Origin of the sequence: Lutimaribacter degradans, from assembly GCF_023703375.1 — a bacterium.
In the GTDB taxonomy this organism is placed as follows: domain Bacteria; phylum Pseudomonadota; class Alphaproteobacteria; order Rhodobacterales; family Rhodobacteraceae; genus Lutimaribacter; species Lutimaribacter degradans.
Map to the genome: position 1 here is coordinate 424394 of NZ_JAMQGO010000001.1, position 16419 is coordinate 440812.

Annotated in this window: 14 protein-coding genes; 10 read left to right on the plus strand and 4 right to left on the minus strand. The window is 64.1% G+C overall.

Features of this window, described 5'->3' with window-relative positions; translation table 11 throughout:
* Window positions 1–85: 85 nt before the first annotated feature.
* A complete protein-coding gene (locus M8744_RS02090) occupies window positions 86–1501 on the plus strand; it encodes a pyridoxal phosphate-dependent decarboxylase family protein (protein ID WP_251408642.1) in 1416 nt (471 codons plus the stop codon).
* A 30-nt stretch (window positions 1502–1531) separates the two neighbouring features.
* Window positions 1532–2545 (plus strand): NAD-dependent epimerase/dehydratase family protein, encoded by a 1014-nt coding sequence (locus M8744_RS02095; RefSeq protein ID WP_251408645.1) that lies wholly within the window; start codon window positions 1532–1534, stop codon window positions 2543–2545.
* A gap of 301 nt (window positions 2546–2846) precedes the next feature.
* On the opposite strand, the gene M8744_RS02100 is transcribed toward M8744_RS02095, so the two are convergent.
* Complete coding sequence (locus M8744_RS02100; RefSeq protein ID WP_251408660.1) at window positions 2847–3329, minus strand: Lrp/AsnC ligand binding domain-containing protein; 483 nt, start codon at window positions 3327–3329, stop codon at window positions 2847–2849.
* A 117-nt stretch (window positions 3330–3446) separates the two neighbouring features.
* Between M8744_RS02100 and putA the strand changes: the two genes are divergently transcribed.
* From putA to M8744_RS02120, 4 genes are all read left to right on the plus strand, one after another.
* Complete coding sequence (gene putA / locus M8744_RS02105) at window positions 3447–6965, plus strand: bifunctional proline dehydrogenase/L-glutamate gamma-semialdehyde dehydrogenase PutA (RefSeq protein WP_251408663.1); 3519 nt, start codon at window positions 3447–3449, stop codon at window positions 6963–6965.
* Between the two features lie 105 nt (window positions 6966–7070).
* On the plus strand, window positions 7071–8087 hold the full coding sequence (locus M8744_RS02110) for a C4-dicarboxylate TRAP transporter substrate-binding protein (protein WP_251408666.1): 1017 nt from the start codon (window positions 7071–7073) through the stop codon (window positions 8085–8087).
* Between the two features lie 88 nt (window positions 8088–8175).
* Window positions 8176–8805: a TRAP transporter small permease subunit gene (locus tag M8744_RS02115; protein ID WP_251408669.1), complete on the plus strand. Its 630-nt coding sequence runs from the start codon at window positions 8176–8178 to the stop codon at window positions 8803–8805.
* A gap of 3 nt (window positions 8806–8808) precedes the next feature.
* Window positions 8809–10215: a TRAP transporter large permease gene (locus M8744_RS02120; protein ID WP_251408672.1), complete on the plus strand. Its 1407-nt coding sequence runs from the start codon at window positions 8809–8811 to the stop codon at window positions 10213–10215.
* Between the two features lie 35 nt (window positions 10216–10250).
* On the opposite strand, the gene ocd is transcribed toward M8744_RS02120, so the two are convergent.
* Window positions 10251–11297, minus strand: coding sequence for an ornithine cyclodeaminase (gene ocd, locus M8744_RS02125; protein ID WP_251408675.1), 1047 nt, complete (start codon window positions 11295–11297; stop codon window positions 10251–10253).
* Between the two features lie 13 nt (window positions 11298–11310).
* The gene (rocF, locus tag M8744_RS02130) at window positions 11311–12237 is read right to left on the minus strand and encodes an arginase (RefSeq protein WP_251408678.1); all 927 of its coding nucleotides are present in this window, start codon (window positions 12235–12237) and stop codon (window positions 11311–11313) included.
* 117 nt (window positions 12238–12354) lie between these two features.
* Here rocF and M8744_RS02135 point away from each other — a divergent pair, with 117 nt between their 5' ends.
* Window positions 12355–12783: an Lrp/AsnC family transcriptional regulator gene (locus M8744_RS02135; RefSeq protein WP_251408681.1), complete on the plus strand. Its 429-nt coding sequence runs from the start codon at window positions 12355–12357 to the stop codon at window positions 12781–12783.
* A gap of 6 nt (window positions 12784–12789) precedes the next feature.
* Here the strand turns inward: M8744_RS02135 and M8744_RS02140 are convergent, their stop codons facing one another.
* Window positions 12790–13803: a Hint domain-containing protein gene (locus M8744_RS02140; protein WP_251408684.1), complete on the minus strand. Its 1014-nt coding sequence runs from the start codon at window positions 13801–13803 to the stop codon at window positions 12790–12792.
* A gap of 159 nt (window positions 13804–13962) precedes the next feature.
* Between M8744_RS02140 and M8744_RS02145 the strand changes: the two genes are divergently transcribed.
* The 3 genes from M8744_RS02145 to M8744_RS02155 all read left to right on the plus strand — a co-directional run bounded on the left by M8744_RS02145 (window position 13963) and on the right by M8744_RS02155 (window position 16418).
* Window positions 13963–14742: an SDR family oxidoreductase gene (locus M8744_RS02145; protein ID WP_251408689.1), complete on the plus strand. Its 780-nt coding sequence runs from the start codon at window positions 13963–13965 to the stop codon at window positions 14740–14742.
* A 117-nt stretch (window positions 14743–14859) separates the two neighbouring features.
* On the plus strand, window positions 14860–15987 hold the full coding sequence (locus tag M8744_RS02150) for an ABC transporter ATP-binding protein (protein ID WP_251408691.1): 1128 nt from the start codon (window positions 14860–14862) through the stop codon (window positions 15985–15987).
* A 206-nt stretch (window positions 15988–16193) separates the two neighbouring features.
* Window positions 16194–16418 (plus strand): twin-arginine translocase TatA/TatE family subunit, encoded by a 225-nt coding sequence (locus tag M8744_RS02155; protein WP_251408694.1) that lies wholly within the window; start codon window positions 16194–16196, stop codon window positions 16416–16418.
* The last annotated feature ends 1 nt before the right edge of the window (window position 16419 follow it).

Here is a 16419-nt window from a genome sequence, read left to right on the forward strand (position 1 = left end):
GCCATCTTGCGTCGCGTGGCATGACAAGGGCTTGGCATCGCCGCAATCCTGGCCGAAGCTGCGTTGACGCAGGACGGAGCACGCCATGACCCTTGATCCCGAGAACCCCGAGGCGTTCCGCCGCGCCGCCCACCGGCTGCTCGATGCCTGCCTTGACCAGTTCGAGGCAGCGCGCGACCATCCCTGGCAGCCGGTGCCGCAGGCGGTGCGCGATGGTTACCGACTGGATCACGGCCTTGGCGTGGGCGAGGCGGAACTGGCCCAACGCCTTGCCGCCGAGGTGTTACCCCACGGCACCGGCAACACGCATCCGCGTTTCTTCGGCTGGGTGCATGGCACCGGGCTGGCCTCGGGGCTGATGTCGGAATTGGTGGCCGCGACGATGAATGCCAATCTGGGCGGGCGTGATCACGGGGCGGTCGATATCGAGCGCGCGGTGATCGACTGGGCGCGCAGCGTGTTCGGGTTTCCGCAAGGGTCCAGCGGTGTCATGGTCACCGGCACCAGCCAGGCCACGGTGATCGCGCTGGCCTGTGCCCGGATGCGCGCGTTGGGGCCCGATTGCCGCGCGCATGGGCAAGGCGGCGCCTGGCTGACCGCCTATGCCGGGGCGGGCGTGCACAACGCGGCGAAAAAGGCGCTGGAGCTTCTGGGCCTGGGGGGCGACAACCTGCGCGCGGTGCCCGAAACCGCGGCGGGCGTCGATATCGCGGCGCTGCGCGCGGCCATCGCCGCCGACCGGGCGGCAGGCGCGCGGCCATTTGCCATCATCGGCAGCGCCGGCACCGTCGACCTGGGGCGGTTCGACGATTTTCATGCGCTGGCGGACCTCGCGCAGGAGGCGGGGCTGTGGCTGCATGTCGACGGCGCGTTCGGTGCCTGGACACGGCTCGCCGGGGCACCCTGGCGCGGGCTGACCGACGGGATCGAACGCGCCGACAGCCTGGCCTGCGATTTCCACAAGTGGATGTATGTGCCCTATGATTGCGGGATGGTCCTGGTTCGCGACGAGGCCGAACACCGCGCCACCTTTGCGGCGCGACCCTCCTATCTTGCGGGGCAGTCGCGCGGGCTGGCCGGTGGCGAGCCGTGGTTTTGTGACTATGGCACCGACCTGTCGCGGGGCAATCGCGCGCTCAAGGTCTGGGCCGCGCTGGTGGCCTATGGGCCCGACAGGCTGGGCGCGGCGATCACCGATAATTGCGCGCGGGCCGCCCAGATGGGGGCGCTGGTCGCAGGCGATCCGCACATGGCGCTGATTGCCCCGGTGATGTCGAACCTTTGCGTGTTCACCGCCGACGCGCGGCTTGATACAGTGGGGCAATCAGCGCTCAACACCCGGATCGCGCAAGATCTGCAGCTTTCCGGCGAGGCGGTCTTCTCGACCGTCACCATCGGCGACGTAACCGGCCTGCGCGCGGCGATTACCAACCATCGAACACAAGCACAGGATGTAGATCGCGCCATCGCCGCCGTTGCCCGTGCCCGAGATGCGCGGTAAGCCCTAGGCAGGCAGGCAGGGGGCAGCAGGATGCGCAAGGCTTTCATCACCGGCACGGCGGGGTTCATCGGCTATCACCTGGCGCGGTCCTTGCTGGACGAGGGCTGGCAGGTCGCGGGCTTTGACGGGATGACCGATTATTACGATGTCACCCTGAAACGGCGCCGCCACGCGATGTTGCGCCAGCATCCGCATTTCACCGCGACCGAGGCGATGCTGGAGGATACAGCCGCGCTGGACGCGGCGGTGGATGCCTGCGCGCCTGACGTGATCGTGCATCTCGCTGCGCAGGCCGGCGTGCGCTACAGCCTTGAAAACCCGCGCGCCTATATCGACGCGAACGTGGTTGGCACTTTCAACGTGATGGAGGCCGCGCGCCGCCACGCGGTGGATCATCTGCTGATGGCCTCGACAAGCTCGGTTTACGGCGCGAATACCGACTTGCCCTACGCCGAAACCCACAAGGCCGACACGCCGCTGACGATCTATGCAGCCACGAAAAAGGCGACCGAGGTCATGGGCCACGCCTATGCCCATTTGTGGGGGTTGCCCACGACGATGTTCCGGTTTTTCACGGTGTATGGCCCCTGGGGGCGGCCTGACATGGCGCTTTTCAAGTTCGTGGCAGCGATCCTCGATGATCGGCCCATCGATATCTACAATCGTGGCGAGATGTATCGCGATTTCACCTATATCGATGATCTCGTGCACGGAATCCGCCTGCTGATCGACACGGTGCCCGCGCGCCCGAACAAGCCCGAGGATATTGCGCCGGGCGACAGCCTGTCGCAAGCCGCGCCTTGGCGCGTGGTCAATATCGGCAATTCCAACTCCGTGCGGCTGCTGGATTTCGTCGAAGCGATCGAACGAGAGCTTGGCATGCCTGCAAGGCGCAACCTGATGGAGATGCAGAAAGGCGATGTGCCTGCCACCTGGGCCGATGCAACGCTTTTGCACGATCTGACAGGGTATCGCCCGCAAACCGAGATCCGCGAGGGCATCGCGCGGTTCGTGGCGTGGTATCGGGACTATTACCGGGTGTGACCCAAAGGCGCGCCTGCGGCGCACATGTTTGATTGCGCTCGGGCCGCGCGGGCCTTGGGGCGCTGCCCCAACCCCCGGGATATTTCAGGAGAGAGGAAACCATTTTTTAACATGGATCGGTTTTCCTGATGCCGCGGTACAGGCGGGGACGCCGATGATCGTGAGAGGGGAAGCGTCACAGCTTTCCGCAAGGGGGTCGTTTTGCGCGGCCCCCTTGTTTCCTCTCTCGGAAAATATCCCGGGGGTTTGGGGGCAGAGCCCCCAACACGGGCGACGCGGGCAAAACCCGCGGCGCAGTTCCTCAGACACCGCTTTCCTTGACCGCCTGCATCGACACATGGGTTGAGGTGGCGCCCACATGGGGCAGGGCCGAGATGACCTCGCCCAGCACCCGGCGATAACTCTGGATATCTTTCGTGCGCACCTTGATCAGGTAGTCAAAGCTGCCTGCGATCATGTGACATTCCTCGATCTCGTGCACATCTGCGACTGCACGGTTAAAGGCCGTCAGCGCCTTTTCGGTCGTGTCGGTCAGTTTCACCTCGGCAAAGGCGACATGGTTCAGGTCCAGTTTCGCGGGGTCAAGAACCGCGCGAAAGCCCTGGATATACCCCTGCGCCTGCAATCGTTTCATGCGCACCTGGGCGGGGCTTTTCGACAGCCCCACCCGCCGGGCGAGTTCGGCGATTGGTATCCGGCCCTCGGTGGACAGAACGCGCAGGATGTTTCGGTCGATCCGGTCCAAGTGGCCTGCATTCGAGCTGTCTTGCATGTATCGTCCCATTTTTGGTTTCATTTAAAATTCTAACGTCTGGCAAATTTACGATCAACAGGACAATCGGTGCCCGCGGTTCTGCTATCATGACCGTGATATCGTTCCATGCCCTAAAGGAAGCAGCGCATGTCCCGTCTTGACCAGATCCGCCAAGCCATCCGCACCGCGCACCACGCGTCCGAGGAGACGGTGTTGCAGCACTTGCAAGCCGATCATCGTCTCGACGACGGGCAGCGCGCCGCGGCGCATGACCGGGCTCGCGCCCTGGTCGAAGGTATCCGCGGCACCGGGCGTGCTGGCCTGATGGAGGTGTTCCTGGCCGAGTACGGCCTTTCCACCAAGGAAGGCGTCGCGCTGATGTGCCTGGCCGAGGCTTTGTTGCGCGTGCCCGACCGTGAAACAATCGACGACCTGATCGAAGACAAGATCGCGCCCTCGGAATGGGGCGCGCATCTGGGCCGGTCGTCCTCAAGCCTGGTCAATGCCTCGACCTGGGCCCTGATGCTGACCGGCCGGGTTCTGAAAGAGGACGAACAGCCGGGCATCGCCAACGTGCTTCATGGCGCGGTGAAGCGCCTGGGCGAACCGGTGATCCGTTCGGCTGTCGCCCGCGCGATGAAAGAGATGGGCCACCAGTTCGTTCTGGGCCGCGACATCGATGAAGCGGTGAAACGCGGGGCCGAGCGGGCGCGGCAGGGCTACGGGTTTTCCTATGACATGCTGGGCGAGGCGGCGCTGACCGCTCAGGATGCGCAGGCCTACAAAACCGCCTATGCCGACGCCATCCGGACCCTTGCCGCGCAATGCGCATCGGATGATGTGCGCGACAACCCCGGTATCTCGATCAAGCTGAGCGCGCTGCATCCGCGCTACGAGGTGGGACAGCGCGACCGCGTCATGACAGAGCTGGTCGACACCACGCTGGAGCTCGCGCTGATGGCGCGAAAGGCCAATATGGGCCTGAATATCGACGCGGAAGAGGCCGACCGGCTGGACCTGTCGCTTGACGTGATCGAGGCGGTTCTGCGCGATCCGCGGCTGGTTGGCTGGGATGGGTTCGGCGTGGTGGTGCAGGCATATGGCAAGCGCGCGGGCCCGGTGCTGGATTGGTTGCATGCGCTGGCCGAAACCCTTGACCGCAAGCTGATGGTGCGGCTGGTCAAGGGGGCCTATTGGGACACCGAGGTCAAGCGGGCGCAGGTCGAGGGGCTGGACAGCTTCCCGGTTTTCACCCGCAAGCCGGCCACCGATGTTTCGTTTTTGTGCTGCGCGCGCAAACTTATGGGCATGACGGGCCGGATCTATCCGCAATTCGCCACGCATAATGCCCACTCGGTGGCGGCGATCCTGGAAATGACCGATGACCGGGACGCCTTTGAATTTCAGCGCCTGCATGGCATGGGCGAATCCCTGCACGACCTGGTCATGGCGCAGGCAGGCACGCGGTGCCGCATCTATGCCCCCGTGGGGGCGCATCGTGATCTTTTGGCATACCTGGTGCGGCGGTTGTTGGAAAACGGGGCCAATTCCAGCTTCGTCAACCAGATCGTTGACGAGGAGGTGCCGCCGGCTGTCGTGGCGGCTGACCCGTTCGAGGCGTTGCAAAGCGTTCGGCGATCTGACGCGGTGCGCGACCCGACCGACCTGTTTCGCCCCGAGCGGGCGAATTCGCGAGGGTTCGACCTGCACGATGCGCGCGACCTGGCCCGTATCGAGGACGCGCGCGCGCCTTTTGCCCAAGCGCGATGGCAGGCCGGGCCGCTTTTGGCCGGGGACGTGGCGGGCGGCGCCATGCACCAGGTGATCAACCCGGCACGGCCCGATGACGTGGTGGGGCAGGTCACGCTGGCCTCGGGCGGGGATGTGGACACCGCGCTTGCGGCCGCGCGGCCCTGGGGGGCGGATGCGGCCAACCGGGCCGATGTGCTGAACCGCCTGGCCGACCTCTACGAAGAGAATTTCGGCGAGATCTTCGCCGTCGTCGCGCGCGAGGCGGGCAAGACGCCCGCCGATGCCGTGGCCGAGCTGCGCGAGGCGGTGGATTTCCTGCGCTACTACGCGGCGCGGGGGAAGGATCTGTCGGCAGGGCCGCGCGGCATCTTTACCTGCATCAGCCCCTGGAACTTTCCGTTGGCCATCTTCACCGGGCAGATCGCGGCGGCGCTGGCAGCGGGCAACGCGGTGCTGGCCAAACCTGCCGAGGCGACGATGCTGACCGCGCATGTGGCGGTGCGGCTGATGCACCGCGCAGGTGTGCCGCGTGATGCGATACAGTTGTTGCCTGGGCACGGGCGCGATGTGGGGGCGGCGCTGGCGGCCGACCGTCGCGTGAACGGCGTGTGTTTCACCGGCTCAACCGACACGGCGCAGGCCATCAATCGCGCCATGGCCCGCCACATGGCCGCCGACGCGCCACTGATTGCCGAAACCGGCGGGCTGAACGCGATGATCGTCGACAGCACCGCGCTGCCCGAACAGGCGGTGCGCGACATCGTGGCCAGCGCGTTTCAATCGGCGGGCCAACGCTGTTCGGCGCTGCGCTGCCTTTACGTGCAGCACGATATTGCCCCGCGGTTCCTGGCCATGCTTTACGGCGCGATGGACGAGCTGCGCCTGGGCGATCCCTGGCATCACAGCACCGATGTCGGCCCGGTGATCGACGCGCGCGCGCAGGCCGATTTTGCCGCCTATATCGAGGCGGCCCGGGCCGAGGGGCGGGTGCTGAAACGGCTGGACGCACCCGAACAGGGCCATTTCATCGGGCCTGCCGCGATCCGCGTTGACGGCATTGGCGACCTGACGCGCGAGGTGTTCGGCCCCGTGCTGCACATCGCCACGTTCCGGGCCGAGGACCTGGATGCCGTTGTCGATGCCGTGAATGCCAGCGGGTATGGCCTGACATTCGGCCTGCACACCCGCATCGACGGCCGGGTCGAGCAGGTGACCAGCCGCCTGCGCGTGGGCAATGCCTATGTGAACCGCAACCAGATCGGGGCTGTCGTTGGCAGCCAGCCCTTTGGCGGCGAGGGGCTGTCGGGCACCGGGCCCAAGGCGGGGGGGCCGCATTACGTGCCGCGTTTTGCCCGCACCGAGTTGCCGGCCCATGAGATTGTGCCGGGCCAAGTGGTTGACAAGGGCCGGGTGCAGGCGTGGCTTGACCGGGTCGCGGACCAGGAGATGCCGCGCCTGTCGGTGGCCGACTTGCCCGGGCCCACCGGCGAATCGAACCGCCTGTCGGTGTTCGGGCGCGGGCCGGTTCTTTGCCTTGGCCCCACTGCGGCAGATGCCGAGGAACAGGCAAGGCTCGCGCACAAGGCAGGCTGTCCGGCGCTACGCGTTGCACCCGGCGCGGCATCGGGCGACGGGCTGGACGGGGTCTTGCCACGCGAGGCGTTGACCGACTTGCAGGGCGCCGCCGTCGTGGCGCTTTGGTCGCGCGGTGAGGATCTGGAAACCGCGCGTCGCGCGTTGGCGGCCCGCGATGGGGCGTTGATTCCCTTGGCGGTCGGCCCGGATGGCCTGGCCGCGCGCTGCCGGTTGGAGCGCCATATCTGCATCGACACCACCGCCGCTGGCGGCAACGCCGCGTTGCTGGCTGCCGAAGCGGATCAGGCGCAGCCAGGCGCGGTCTCGGAGCTTGGCTGAGACCGGCACGAATTTGGTTCGTAAAATTCTTGGCACGCGCCGCATCACGGGCTAGGTTCGCACGCAATGGTTCGGAAAACGAACCGCAAATCAGGGAGTGAGATAATGAACAAGATGTTTTCGCGGGTCGCCGTTGCGGCCCTTGCCACCGCTTTTGCCACCGAGGCGATGGCAACGGAATGGAACGTTTCGGTCTGGGGCAAGCGACGCGCCTTTACCGAGCATGTGGAAAAGCTGGCCGAACTGGTGTCGGAAAAGACAAACGGTGAATTCACCATGAATGTCAGCTATGGTGGCTTGTCCAAGAACACGGACAACCTTGACGGCATCAGCATCGGGGCGTTCGAGGTCGCGCAGTTCTGCGCAGGCTACCACCCCGACAAGAACCGCGCGATCACGGTGCTGGAATTGCCCTTCATCGGGGTCAGCAACCTGGACGAAGAGGTGGCTGTCAGCCACGCGGTCTATGAGCACCCGGCAGTCGCCGAGGAAATGGCCCAGTGGAACGCCAAGATGCTGATGACCAGCCCGATGCCGCAATACAACATCGTGGGCACCGGCGAACCGCGTGACGAGCTCTCCGATTTCGAAGGCATGCGCGTGCGCGCCACCGGCGGCCTGGGCGAGGCATTTCGCGCCGTGGGTGCCGTTCCGACCAGCGTAACCAGCTCCGAGGCATACCAGGCGATGGATTCCGGTGTTGTCGACACGGTGGCCTTTGCCCAGCACGCGCATCTTTCCTTTGGCACGATCAACAAGGCCGACTGGTGGACCGCGAACCTGAACCCCGGCACGGTGAACTGCCCGATCGTGGTGAATATCGACGCCTACGAAGCGCTCAGCGATGAGCACCGCAAGGTGCTGGACGAATCAGTGCCCGAGTCGATCGATTATTACCTGGAAAACTACGCAAAGCTGCTGCAGCGCTGGGATGACGTACTGGCCGAAAAGGACGTTGAAAAGGTCATGATCTCGGACGAGGAGCTGGCGAAGTTCCGCGAAGTGGCCGGTCAGCCAATCCATGACAAGTGGATCGCTGACATGTCGGCCCAGGGTATGCCCGCGCAAGAGCTGTATGACCTGGTTTTCAAAACGCTTGAAGAGCACCGCGCATCCAATTGATGCCATTTGAAAGTCTGACCGCGCCCAGGAATTCCCCGGGCGCGGTTTTTCGGTGTTTTCCGACACTTCGGAACATGGGAGGCCACGCATGGCAGGGGCATCGCCCGTATTGGAAGACGGCAGCCTGCTGAGCCGTCTTGACGTAGGGCTTTTGAAACTTGAACGGTTTTTCGCGCTGATCGCCGGCCTTGGTGTGCTGGCATTGATGTTTCTTGCCGTGCGCTCGGTCGGGGGGCGCGTTCTCTTCAACGCGCCCTTGTCGGGCTATGTCGACTGGATCATGCAATTGATGCCCCTGATCGCGATTCTCGCGGTGTCCTTTGCGCAGCGCGACGGCACCCATATCCGCATGGACCTGGTCGTGGGCTTTCTGCGGGGCCGGGCCTTGTGGTTTTTCGAACTGTTTTCGGTTCTTCTGATCCTTGCGCTGATGATCATGCTGCTGTGGGGCAGTTGGGCGCATTTCATTCGCAGTTTCGATTTCAACGCCCCGTTGTGGAGCCGTGACAGCACCATCGACATCGGCCTGCCGATCTGGCCGTCCAAGTTGTTGGTGCCGCTCGCGTTCTTCATCATCAGCCTTCGGCTGTGCATCCAGGCCGTGGGATATGGCCGTGCGTTGGTCCTGGGGCTCGAAAACCCCGTTGCCGTGCCGTTGGTGCTGGACGCCGCGGCGCAAGCCGCAGCCGAGGCCGAAGCCCTGGACAGGAAGGGATAACCCATGGAACCCATCGAAATCGGCCTTTGGGTGTCGGGCGGGCTGTTGCTGCTCGTGATCTTTGGTATGCGCGTGGCCTTTGCTGCCGCTCTCGCGGGGCTTGTGGGTCTTTTCCTGATCTTCTGGTCAAAGCGTGGTTTCGACCCCGAACAAATGGGCTGGGCGATCACCGTGGCGGCGAAGACGGCCGGCCAGGTGCCGCACTCCAAGGTGGCCAGCCATGAGCTGAGCCTGATCCCGACTTTCATCCTGATCGGGTACCTTGCCTATTACGCGGGGTTGACCCGTGCGTTGTTCGAGGCGGCGAAACGCTGGATCGCCTGGTTGCCTGGCGGGCTGGCCGTATCGACCGTCTTTGCCACGGCCGGGTTTGCCGCCGTGTCGGGCGCATCGGTCGCAACGGCAGCGGTCTTTGCCCGCATTGCCATCCCTGAGATGCTCAAGATCGGCTACAACAAGCAATTCGCCGCCGGCGTGGTGGCTGCTGGGGGCACGCTGGCCAGCCTTATTCCGCCATCGGCTATCCTGGTGATCTACGCGATCATCGTTGAACAGGATGTGGGCAAGCTGTTGCTGGCAGGTTTCGTGCCTGGTGTGTTCTCGGCGCTTGTCTACGCCACGCTGATCGTGACCATCGCGGTGGTGTTCAAGTCGGTGGGTCCGCCCGTACGCGGATTTACCTGGGGGCAGAGGTTCGCATCGCTGCCAGCGGCGATGCCAATCTTGCTGGTCGTCGTGATCATCATATTCTTCGTCTACAACCCCTTTGGCGAAGATGCCTGGGGCACACCGACCGAGGGCGGCGCGCTGGGTGCCTTCATCGTGTTCCTTATGGCGTTGGGGCGCGGTATGCGCTGGACCGAGCTGAAATCAGCCGTGATCGAAACCGCAAAGCTGACCGTGATGATCTTTACCATCATCTGGGGCGTGCTGATCTACGTGCGCTTTCTGGGCTTTGCGCAGTTGCCGGATGCTTTTGCCGACTGGATCACCTCGCTTACCGTGTCGCCGATGCTGATCCTGGTTTGCATCCTGCTGGCCTACGCCGTGCTGGGCATGTTCATGGATGCCATAGGGATGCTGCTATTGACCCTGCCGGTGGTCTACCCTGCGGTCATGGCGCTGAACGGGGGCGAGTTCGTGAGCGCCGCCGACAGCACATTCGGAATGTCCGGCCCGATGTGCGCGGTCTGGTTCGGCATCCTGGTGGTGAAAATGGCCGAGTTCTGTCTGATCACGCCGCCCATCGGCCTGAACTGTTTCGTGGTGGCCGGCGTGCGCGACGATTTGAGCGTGCAGGACGTGTTCAAGGGCGTCACGCCGTTTTTCATCGCCGACGGGATTACCATCGCGCTGCTGGTGGCCTTTCCGGCCATCGTCTTGTGGTTGCCTTCGCTGGCGGCAGGATAAACAGCAGGCTGACGGGTGGGCATGTCGCCCACCCGTCAGCCCGCCGCCCGCTGAACCATTCCGAACAGGTCGCGCGGGTCGTCGGGGTCGGCCAGCATGTCGAGCGGCTCGAACAGGTCGGTGCCCTTGATACGGTCGCGGATGTAGCGCAGGGCGCTGAAATCCTCGATGGCAAAACCCACGCTGTCAAACAGCGTGATCTGCACGGCCTCGCGTCGTCCCGTGGCCTGCCCGGCGATGACCTGCCAAAGCTCGGTCACGGGATGGTCGGATGGCAGTTGCTGGATCTCGCCCTCGACTCTCGTTTGTTCGGAATATTCTACAAAAATATCCGCGCGGTGAAGGATCGCGGGGGCAAGTTCGGTCTTGCCGGGGCAGTCGCCGCCGATCGCGTTGATATGCACGCCAGCGCCAACCATGTTGTCGGTCAGGATCGTGGCATATTGCTTGTCGGCAGTGCAGGTGGTTATGATCTGTGCACCAAGCGTGGCTTGTTCGGGGCTGTCACAGGGCACCACGCGCAGGCCGGACCGTGCCAGGTTACGCACGCATTTTGCCGTGGCGGCGGGGTCGATATCGTAAAGCCGCACTTCCTCGATTCCGCAAAGGGCGCGAAAGGCCAGGCATTGGAATTCGGCCTGTGCGCCGTTGCCGATCATCGCCATGACGCGGGCTTGAGCCGGGGCAAGGTGTTTTGCGGCCAGCGCCGACATCGCCGCCGTGCGCAGCGCGGTCAACAACGTCATTTCCGTAAGCAGAACCGGGTATCCGGTATACATGTCCGCCAAGAGGCCGAACGCCGTCACCGTCTGCAGCCCCTCGCTGGTGTTCTTGGGGTGGCCGTTGACATATTTGAAACCGTAGGACGTGCCATCGGATGCGGGCATCAGCTCGATCACGCCCACCTCGGAATGGCTTGCCACGCGCGCCGTCTTGTCGAACTCGGGCCAGCGGCGGAAATCCTCTTCGATATAGGCGGCCAGATCGCGCAGCATGGGTTCGATCCCGACATGGTGGATCAGCCGCATCATGTTGTCGACCGAGACGAAAGGCACCAGCGCCTTGTCTGATGGCTGGGTCATGGTGTGTGCTCCTTCAGGCATAGGCGCGGGTAGGGCGGTCGAACACGCGGCGGCCCATGGCGCTGGCGCAGAGGTCGACCATCAACTGCGCGGTGCGGCCGCGCTCGTCCAGGAACGGGTTCAGTTCGACCAGGTCGATCGAGGTAACAAGCCCGCTGTCATGCAGCATCTCGCAAACAAGATGACCCTCGCGCACGGTGGCGCCGCCGGGCACGGTGGTGCCCACGGCGGGCGCCACCGCTGGGTCGAGAAAATCGACATCCAACGACACGTGCAACGCGCCACCGGCCGCGGCGACACGATCGAGAAACGCCTTGAGCGGCCGTGCGATACCGGTTTCGTCGATTTCGCGCATGTCGTGTCGGGAAATTCGTGCCTTTTGCAGCGCCTGTTTTTCGGCGCCATCGACCGAGCGTAGCCCTAGGATGCAGATGTTTTCCGGCGGCACCGGCGCAGGCACCGCCGGAAAGCCGTCAAACCCCGTTTGCCCGGTCACATAGGCCAGCGGCGTGCCGTGCAGGTTGCCGCTTTGCGTGGTTCGGGGCGTGTGAAAATCGGCATGCGCATCCAGCCAAAGCACGAATTGCGGGCGCCCGGCCTGCGCGGCATGGGCCGCCACCCCCGCGACCGAGCCCAGCGACAGCGCGTGATCACCGCCCAGAAAGATCGGCGTGCCCTTCGACATGGCCCATTGCGCCGTTTCCAACAGCTTTGCGGTCCAGCCGATACAGGCGTTTGCCCGGAAAATATGTGTGTCTGGCGCGTCGGGCGCATGGGCCGCAGGCGCGAGGTTGCCGATATCCAGAACCTTGTGCCCCAGCGCCTGCAAGGCATCGGTCAAGCCGGCGGTTCGAAAGGCATCGGGCCCCATCAGGCATCCATGGGTGCGTTTGCCGCAATCCATCGGTGCGCCGACGAGAATACAGGTTTCAGCAGTCATTGAGCGGCCATTCTTGTTGCGATGTGCCCTGTATTGCGCCATTTCGTGATGGAATGAAGCCTGCATTTTGCGCATAATGGTCAGTAATATGCCAAAAAGAGAGATAAATGTTTCGATATGGATGATCTTGATCATGCGCTGATCCGGGCGTTGCGCCAGGATGCGCGCGCGCCCCTGTCATCGCTTTCGGCGCTTTTGGGCGTGTCGCGGGCCACCGTGCGTGCGCGGATCGACAAGCTGCGCCAATCGGGCGAGATCGTCGGGTTTACCGTTTTGTTGAAAGGTGACGTGGCGCGCGACCCGGTGCGCGGCTTGATGATGCTGGGGATCGAGGGGCGCGGCGCCGACCGGATCAAGCGGCAACTGGCCGGGCTGCCGCAGGTTCAGGCGGTGCATGCCACCAACGGACGCTGGGATTTGATCGTGGAACTGGGCACGGAAACCCTGGCGCAGCTTGACGGCGTGCTGAACGCCATCCGGCGGTTCGACGGGGTGGCGACCAGCGAAACCAGCCTGCTGTTGTCGACGGTGAAATCGGGCGGGTAGGGCGCGCTACCGCGTCGAGGCGCGGCGCAAGATCTCGGCCGCGTCGGGCCGGTCAAGCAATGACTCTTTCACCTCGTAGGCCAGGTGCGGTTTCTGCGCATGGACGCTGAGCGTCGCCGACAGCTTTTCGGCCAGTTCCGCCGGCAGCGCAGGCCGCGTGCGCGGGTCGATCAGCAGGGTTTCGGCGGCGATGCCCTCGGCATAGATGATCTGGTGGCTGTCGAACAGCAGTTGGAAATAATCGACGAAACCGCCATCCTGACGATAGACGCTGTGGCCGTTGACCAAGTGGCGCGCGCGTACCAGCAATTCCGACCGGCCGGCCCCCAGCGCATCGGACCGCTGGTAGATGAACAGCCGGTGTTCGGGGCTGACGACCAGGTCATGTTCGTTGTGCAGCGTGCCGGCCGTGATCACGATGGGGGCATATTCGCCCACGGCGCGCACGGTATTCTGGCCGATCCAGCGAATTTCCTGTGGCCCGTCATCGCGCGTCAGCACCCGGTCACCCACCTTCAGATCCTCTATCGGTTTCTGCGCGCCGTTGGCCATGGTGATATGCGTGCCGCGGGTGAAGAACACGCAGGCCAGTTCGGCCAGCTTGGCGCGGGTGCTGTCGCGGTCGATGGTGACCAGCGAATAGTCGGTCTTGAAATGCAGCGCGGCCAGCGGCAGGGCGTAGATCTCGACCACGCCGCCCTCGTCATCGACCTCGACCAGAAGCAACACTTCGGTGGTCTGGCCATCGGGGGACATCAACGTCAGGCAACTGTCGAGATGCAGAAGCGCACCGGGATGGCCTGCGCCGGTATCGCTTGCGATCACAAGCGTCTCGTCGTGCCGGGGCTGCACGCTGAGCCGGGTCATCCGTGCGCCTTTCGACAGGTTGTAGACATCGCTGTGTTCCAGCTCTTCGGCAAAAGAAAGCGCGTCGCCCGTGTTTGCCCCGCTCACAACCATCAGGTCTGCCGATCGGAAGACTGGCAGCGAAAATGTTGCATTCTGCTCGGCAAGGCTCATTTGCGGTTCTGTTTCCCGTGCTGAAAATTGTCAGTGTTCATTTGTGCTAGGTTAGGATTGTGGCAAGGGCCGGTCAACGCAAGGGAGATTTGCGGGCATTGCAGCCCGGCCAACGCTGGGCTAGCTGTTCATCATGCGATCAGGGAAGGAGCAACACATATGGATATGGGCATCAAGGGAAAGCGCGCATTGGTCTGCGCAAGCAGCAAGGGTCTGGGCCGGGGCTGCGCCGAGGCGCTGGCAGCCGAGGGCGTGCACCTGGTGATGAACGCGCGCAGCGATGGCCCGCTGCAAGAGGCCGCGCAGGCCATCCGCGAGGCACATGGGGTCGAGGTGACGGCCGTGGCCGCAGATATCACCAGCGACGAGGGCCGGGCCCGCGTGCTGGAGGCCGCGGGCCAGGTCGACATCCTGGTGACCAACGCGGGTGGCCCGCCGCCGGGCATGTGGACCGATTGGGAACGCGAAGATTTCATCAAGGCGCTGGACGCCAACATGCTGACGCCGATCGCGCTGATGAAGGCATTGGTGCCCGGCATGATGGACCGGGGCTGGGGGCGGGTGGTCAACATCACCTCGCAATCGGTCAAGGCACCCATCGCCGTGCTGGGCCTGTCGAATTCGGCCCGTGCCGGTCTGACGGGCTATGTCGCCGGCACCGCGCGGCAAGTGGCCGAAAGGGGCGTGGCGATCAACAACCTTCTGCCCGGCATCCATGCCACTGACCGCGCCGTGTCACTGGACAGTGGCGTGGCCGAGAAACAGGGCATCACCATGGACGAGGCCCGCGCGCAGCGCGAGGCCACGATTCCCGCACGCCGCTACGGCACGCCCGGGGAATTCGGCGCGGCCTGCGCGTTCCTGTGTTCGCAACATGCGGGTTTCATGATCGGGCAGAACGTGCTGCTGGATGGCGGTGCCACCAACGCGACGATCTGATCGGCAGGCAGGGCCGGGGCCCATGCCCCGGCGACCTGCCGCACATGCGGTGGGCTTGCCCATGGTCGGCGAAGTTGCTAGTCATTCCCGACAGAATTCATCAGCAAAGCCGCCCCCATGAAACATGACGCGCCAAGGCCAGGACATGACAGCGCGCGGAAGGCGCCGCCGGTGCCGCGCCTGGAAATCCGCAACCTGAGCCGCTCTTTCGGCGGGCAGTTGGTTGTCGATAACGTGTCGCTCAAGGTGATGCCGGGACAGGTGACCTGCCTGCTGGGCCCTTCGGGTTGCGGTAAATCCACGACGCTGCGCATGATCGCGGGTGTCGAGATGCAGGATGCGGGCGAGATTCATGTTGATGGCAACCTGATCTGCGACACCGTTTTCCGCGTTCCGCCCGAGCGTCGCCATATCGGGCTGATGTTCCAGGATTTCGCGTTGTTTCCGCATCTGACCGTTGGTGAGAATGTTGGATTCGGCCTGAAAGGCGCCGCCGAGGCCAAGCGCGCCCGCGTCGAAGAACTGCTGGGCAAGGTCGGGCTTTTGCGGTTCATCGACGAATACCCCTACAGCCTGTCGGGCGGCGAACAGCAGCGCGTTGCGCTGTCCCGCGCGCTGGCGCCGCGACCGCGGATCATGCTGATGGACGAGCCGTTCTCGGGGCTCGACAATCGCTTACGCGACGACATCCGTGACGAAACGCTTGACGTGCTCAAGGCCGAGGATGCCGCCGTTCTGCTGGTCACGCATGAACCCGAAGAGGCGATGCGCATGGCCGACGAGATCGCGCTGATGCGCGATGGCAGGATCGTGCAACAGGGTGCGCCCTATAACGTCTACAATGCGCCCGCCGACAAGCAGTCAGTCGCATTTTTCAGCGATATCAATGTTATACGAGGAACAGTTCGCGGTGCCCTGACCGAAACGCCCTTTGGCCAGTTCCTGGCCCCGGGGGTGCCTGACGGCGCCGAGGTGGACATCGTGATCCGACCCCAGCACATCAAGCTTGACCTTGACCGGGGCGGTCGCGGGCCCAGCCCGACCGCGCAGGACGGGGTCGCCGCGCGCGGTGAGGTGGTGCGCGCACGGTTCATGGGCGCGGAAAGCCTGGTCGAGATCCGCATGGATTACGACGGCTCCATCCTGAAGGCGACGGTTCCAAACGTGTTCCTGCCGGCGCCGGGCAAGCCACTGTGGCTGATGATCCGGCGTGACCGCTGTTTCGTGTTTCCCGCCACCGATTGAACCAGCCGAATCGCCCCATGCGCGGGGCCAAATCCGGGCCGGCAGGGGGGGCTTGGGCCGGTGCCGGGCCATAACTTGGGCCTGGATGTTCAATTTCCCGCCGCTGCGGCGCTTTGGTTCTTCCATGTGCGCGTTATCACCATTAGATACGGGAAATGATTTTTGCAGGGTCGCAGCAGGGTGGCCCGGACCAAGGGAGAGATGAGATGCTCAACAATATCGGCCTTCCCGGCCTTCTACTGATTGCCGTCGTCGTGCTGGTGCTGTTCGGCCGTGGCAAGATCAGCTCGCTGATGGGTGAGGTCGGCAAGGGGATCACCTCGTTCAAGAAAGGCGTCGCCGAAGGCACCAAGGAGCTTGAGGAAACCGACGAAGAGACGGTCGACTCCGCCAAGGACGTGACCTCCGAGAGCGACAAGGACAAGGCGTAAC

Coding starts and splice junctions, on each gene's coding strand:
- M8744_RS02110 (WP_251408666.1), top strand. CDS start 7,071: ATGAACAAGATGTTTTCGCGGGTCGCCGTTGCGGCCCTTGCCACCGCT.
- ocd (WP_251408675.1), bottom strand. CDS start 11,297: ATGACCCAGCCATCAGACAAGGCGCTGGTGCCTTTCGTCTCGGTCGAC.
- M8744_RS02140 (WP_251408684.1), bottom strand. CDS start 13,803: ATGAGCCTTGCCGAGCAGAATGCAACATTTTCGCTGCCAGTCTTCCGA.
- putA (WP_251408663.1), top strand. CDS start 3,447: ATGTCCCGTCTTGACCAGATCCGCCAAGCCATCCGCACCGCGCACCAC.
- M8744_RS02145 (WP_251408689.1), top strand. CDS start 13,963: ATGGATATGGGCATCAAGGGAAAGCGCGCATTGGTCTGCGCAAGCAGC.
- M8744_RS02155 (WP_251408694.1), top strand. CDS start 16,194: ATGCTCAACAATATCGGCCTTCCCGGCCTTCTACTGATTGCCGTCGTC.
- M8744_RS02095 (WP_251408645.1), top strand. CDS start 1,532: ATGCGCAAGGCTTTCATCACCGGCACGGCGGGGTTCATCGGCTATCAC.
- rocF (WP_251408678.1), bottom strand. CDS start 12,237: ATGACTGCTGAAACCTGTATTCTCGTCGGCGCACCGATGGATTGCGGC.
- M8744_RS02120 (WP_251408672.1), top strand. CDS start 8,809: ATGGAACCCATCGAAATCGGCCTTTGGGTGTCGGGCGGGCTGTTGCTG.
- M8744_RS02135 (WP_251408681.1), top strand. CDS start 12,355: ATGGATGATCTTGATCATGCGCTGATCCGGGCGTTGCGCCAGGATGCG.
- M8744_RS02100 (WP_251408660.1), bottom strand. CDS start 3,329: ATGGGACGATACATGCAAGACAGCTCGAATGCAGGCCACTTGGACCGG.
- M8744_RS02115 (WP_251408669.1), top strand. CDS start 8,176: ATGGCAGGGGCATCGCCCGTATTGGAAGACGGCAGCCTGCTGAGCCGT.
- M8744_RS02090 (WP_251408642.1), top strand. CDS start 86: ATGACCCTTGATCCCGAGAACCCCGAGGCGTTCCGCCGCGCCGCCCAC.
- M8744_RS02150 (WP_251408691.1), top strand. CDS start 14,860: ATGAAACATGACGCGCCAAGGCCAGGACATGACAGCGCGCGGAAGGCG.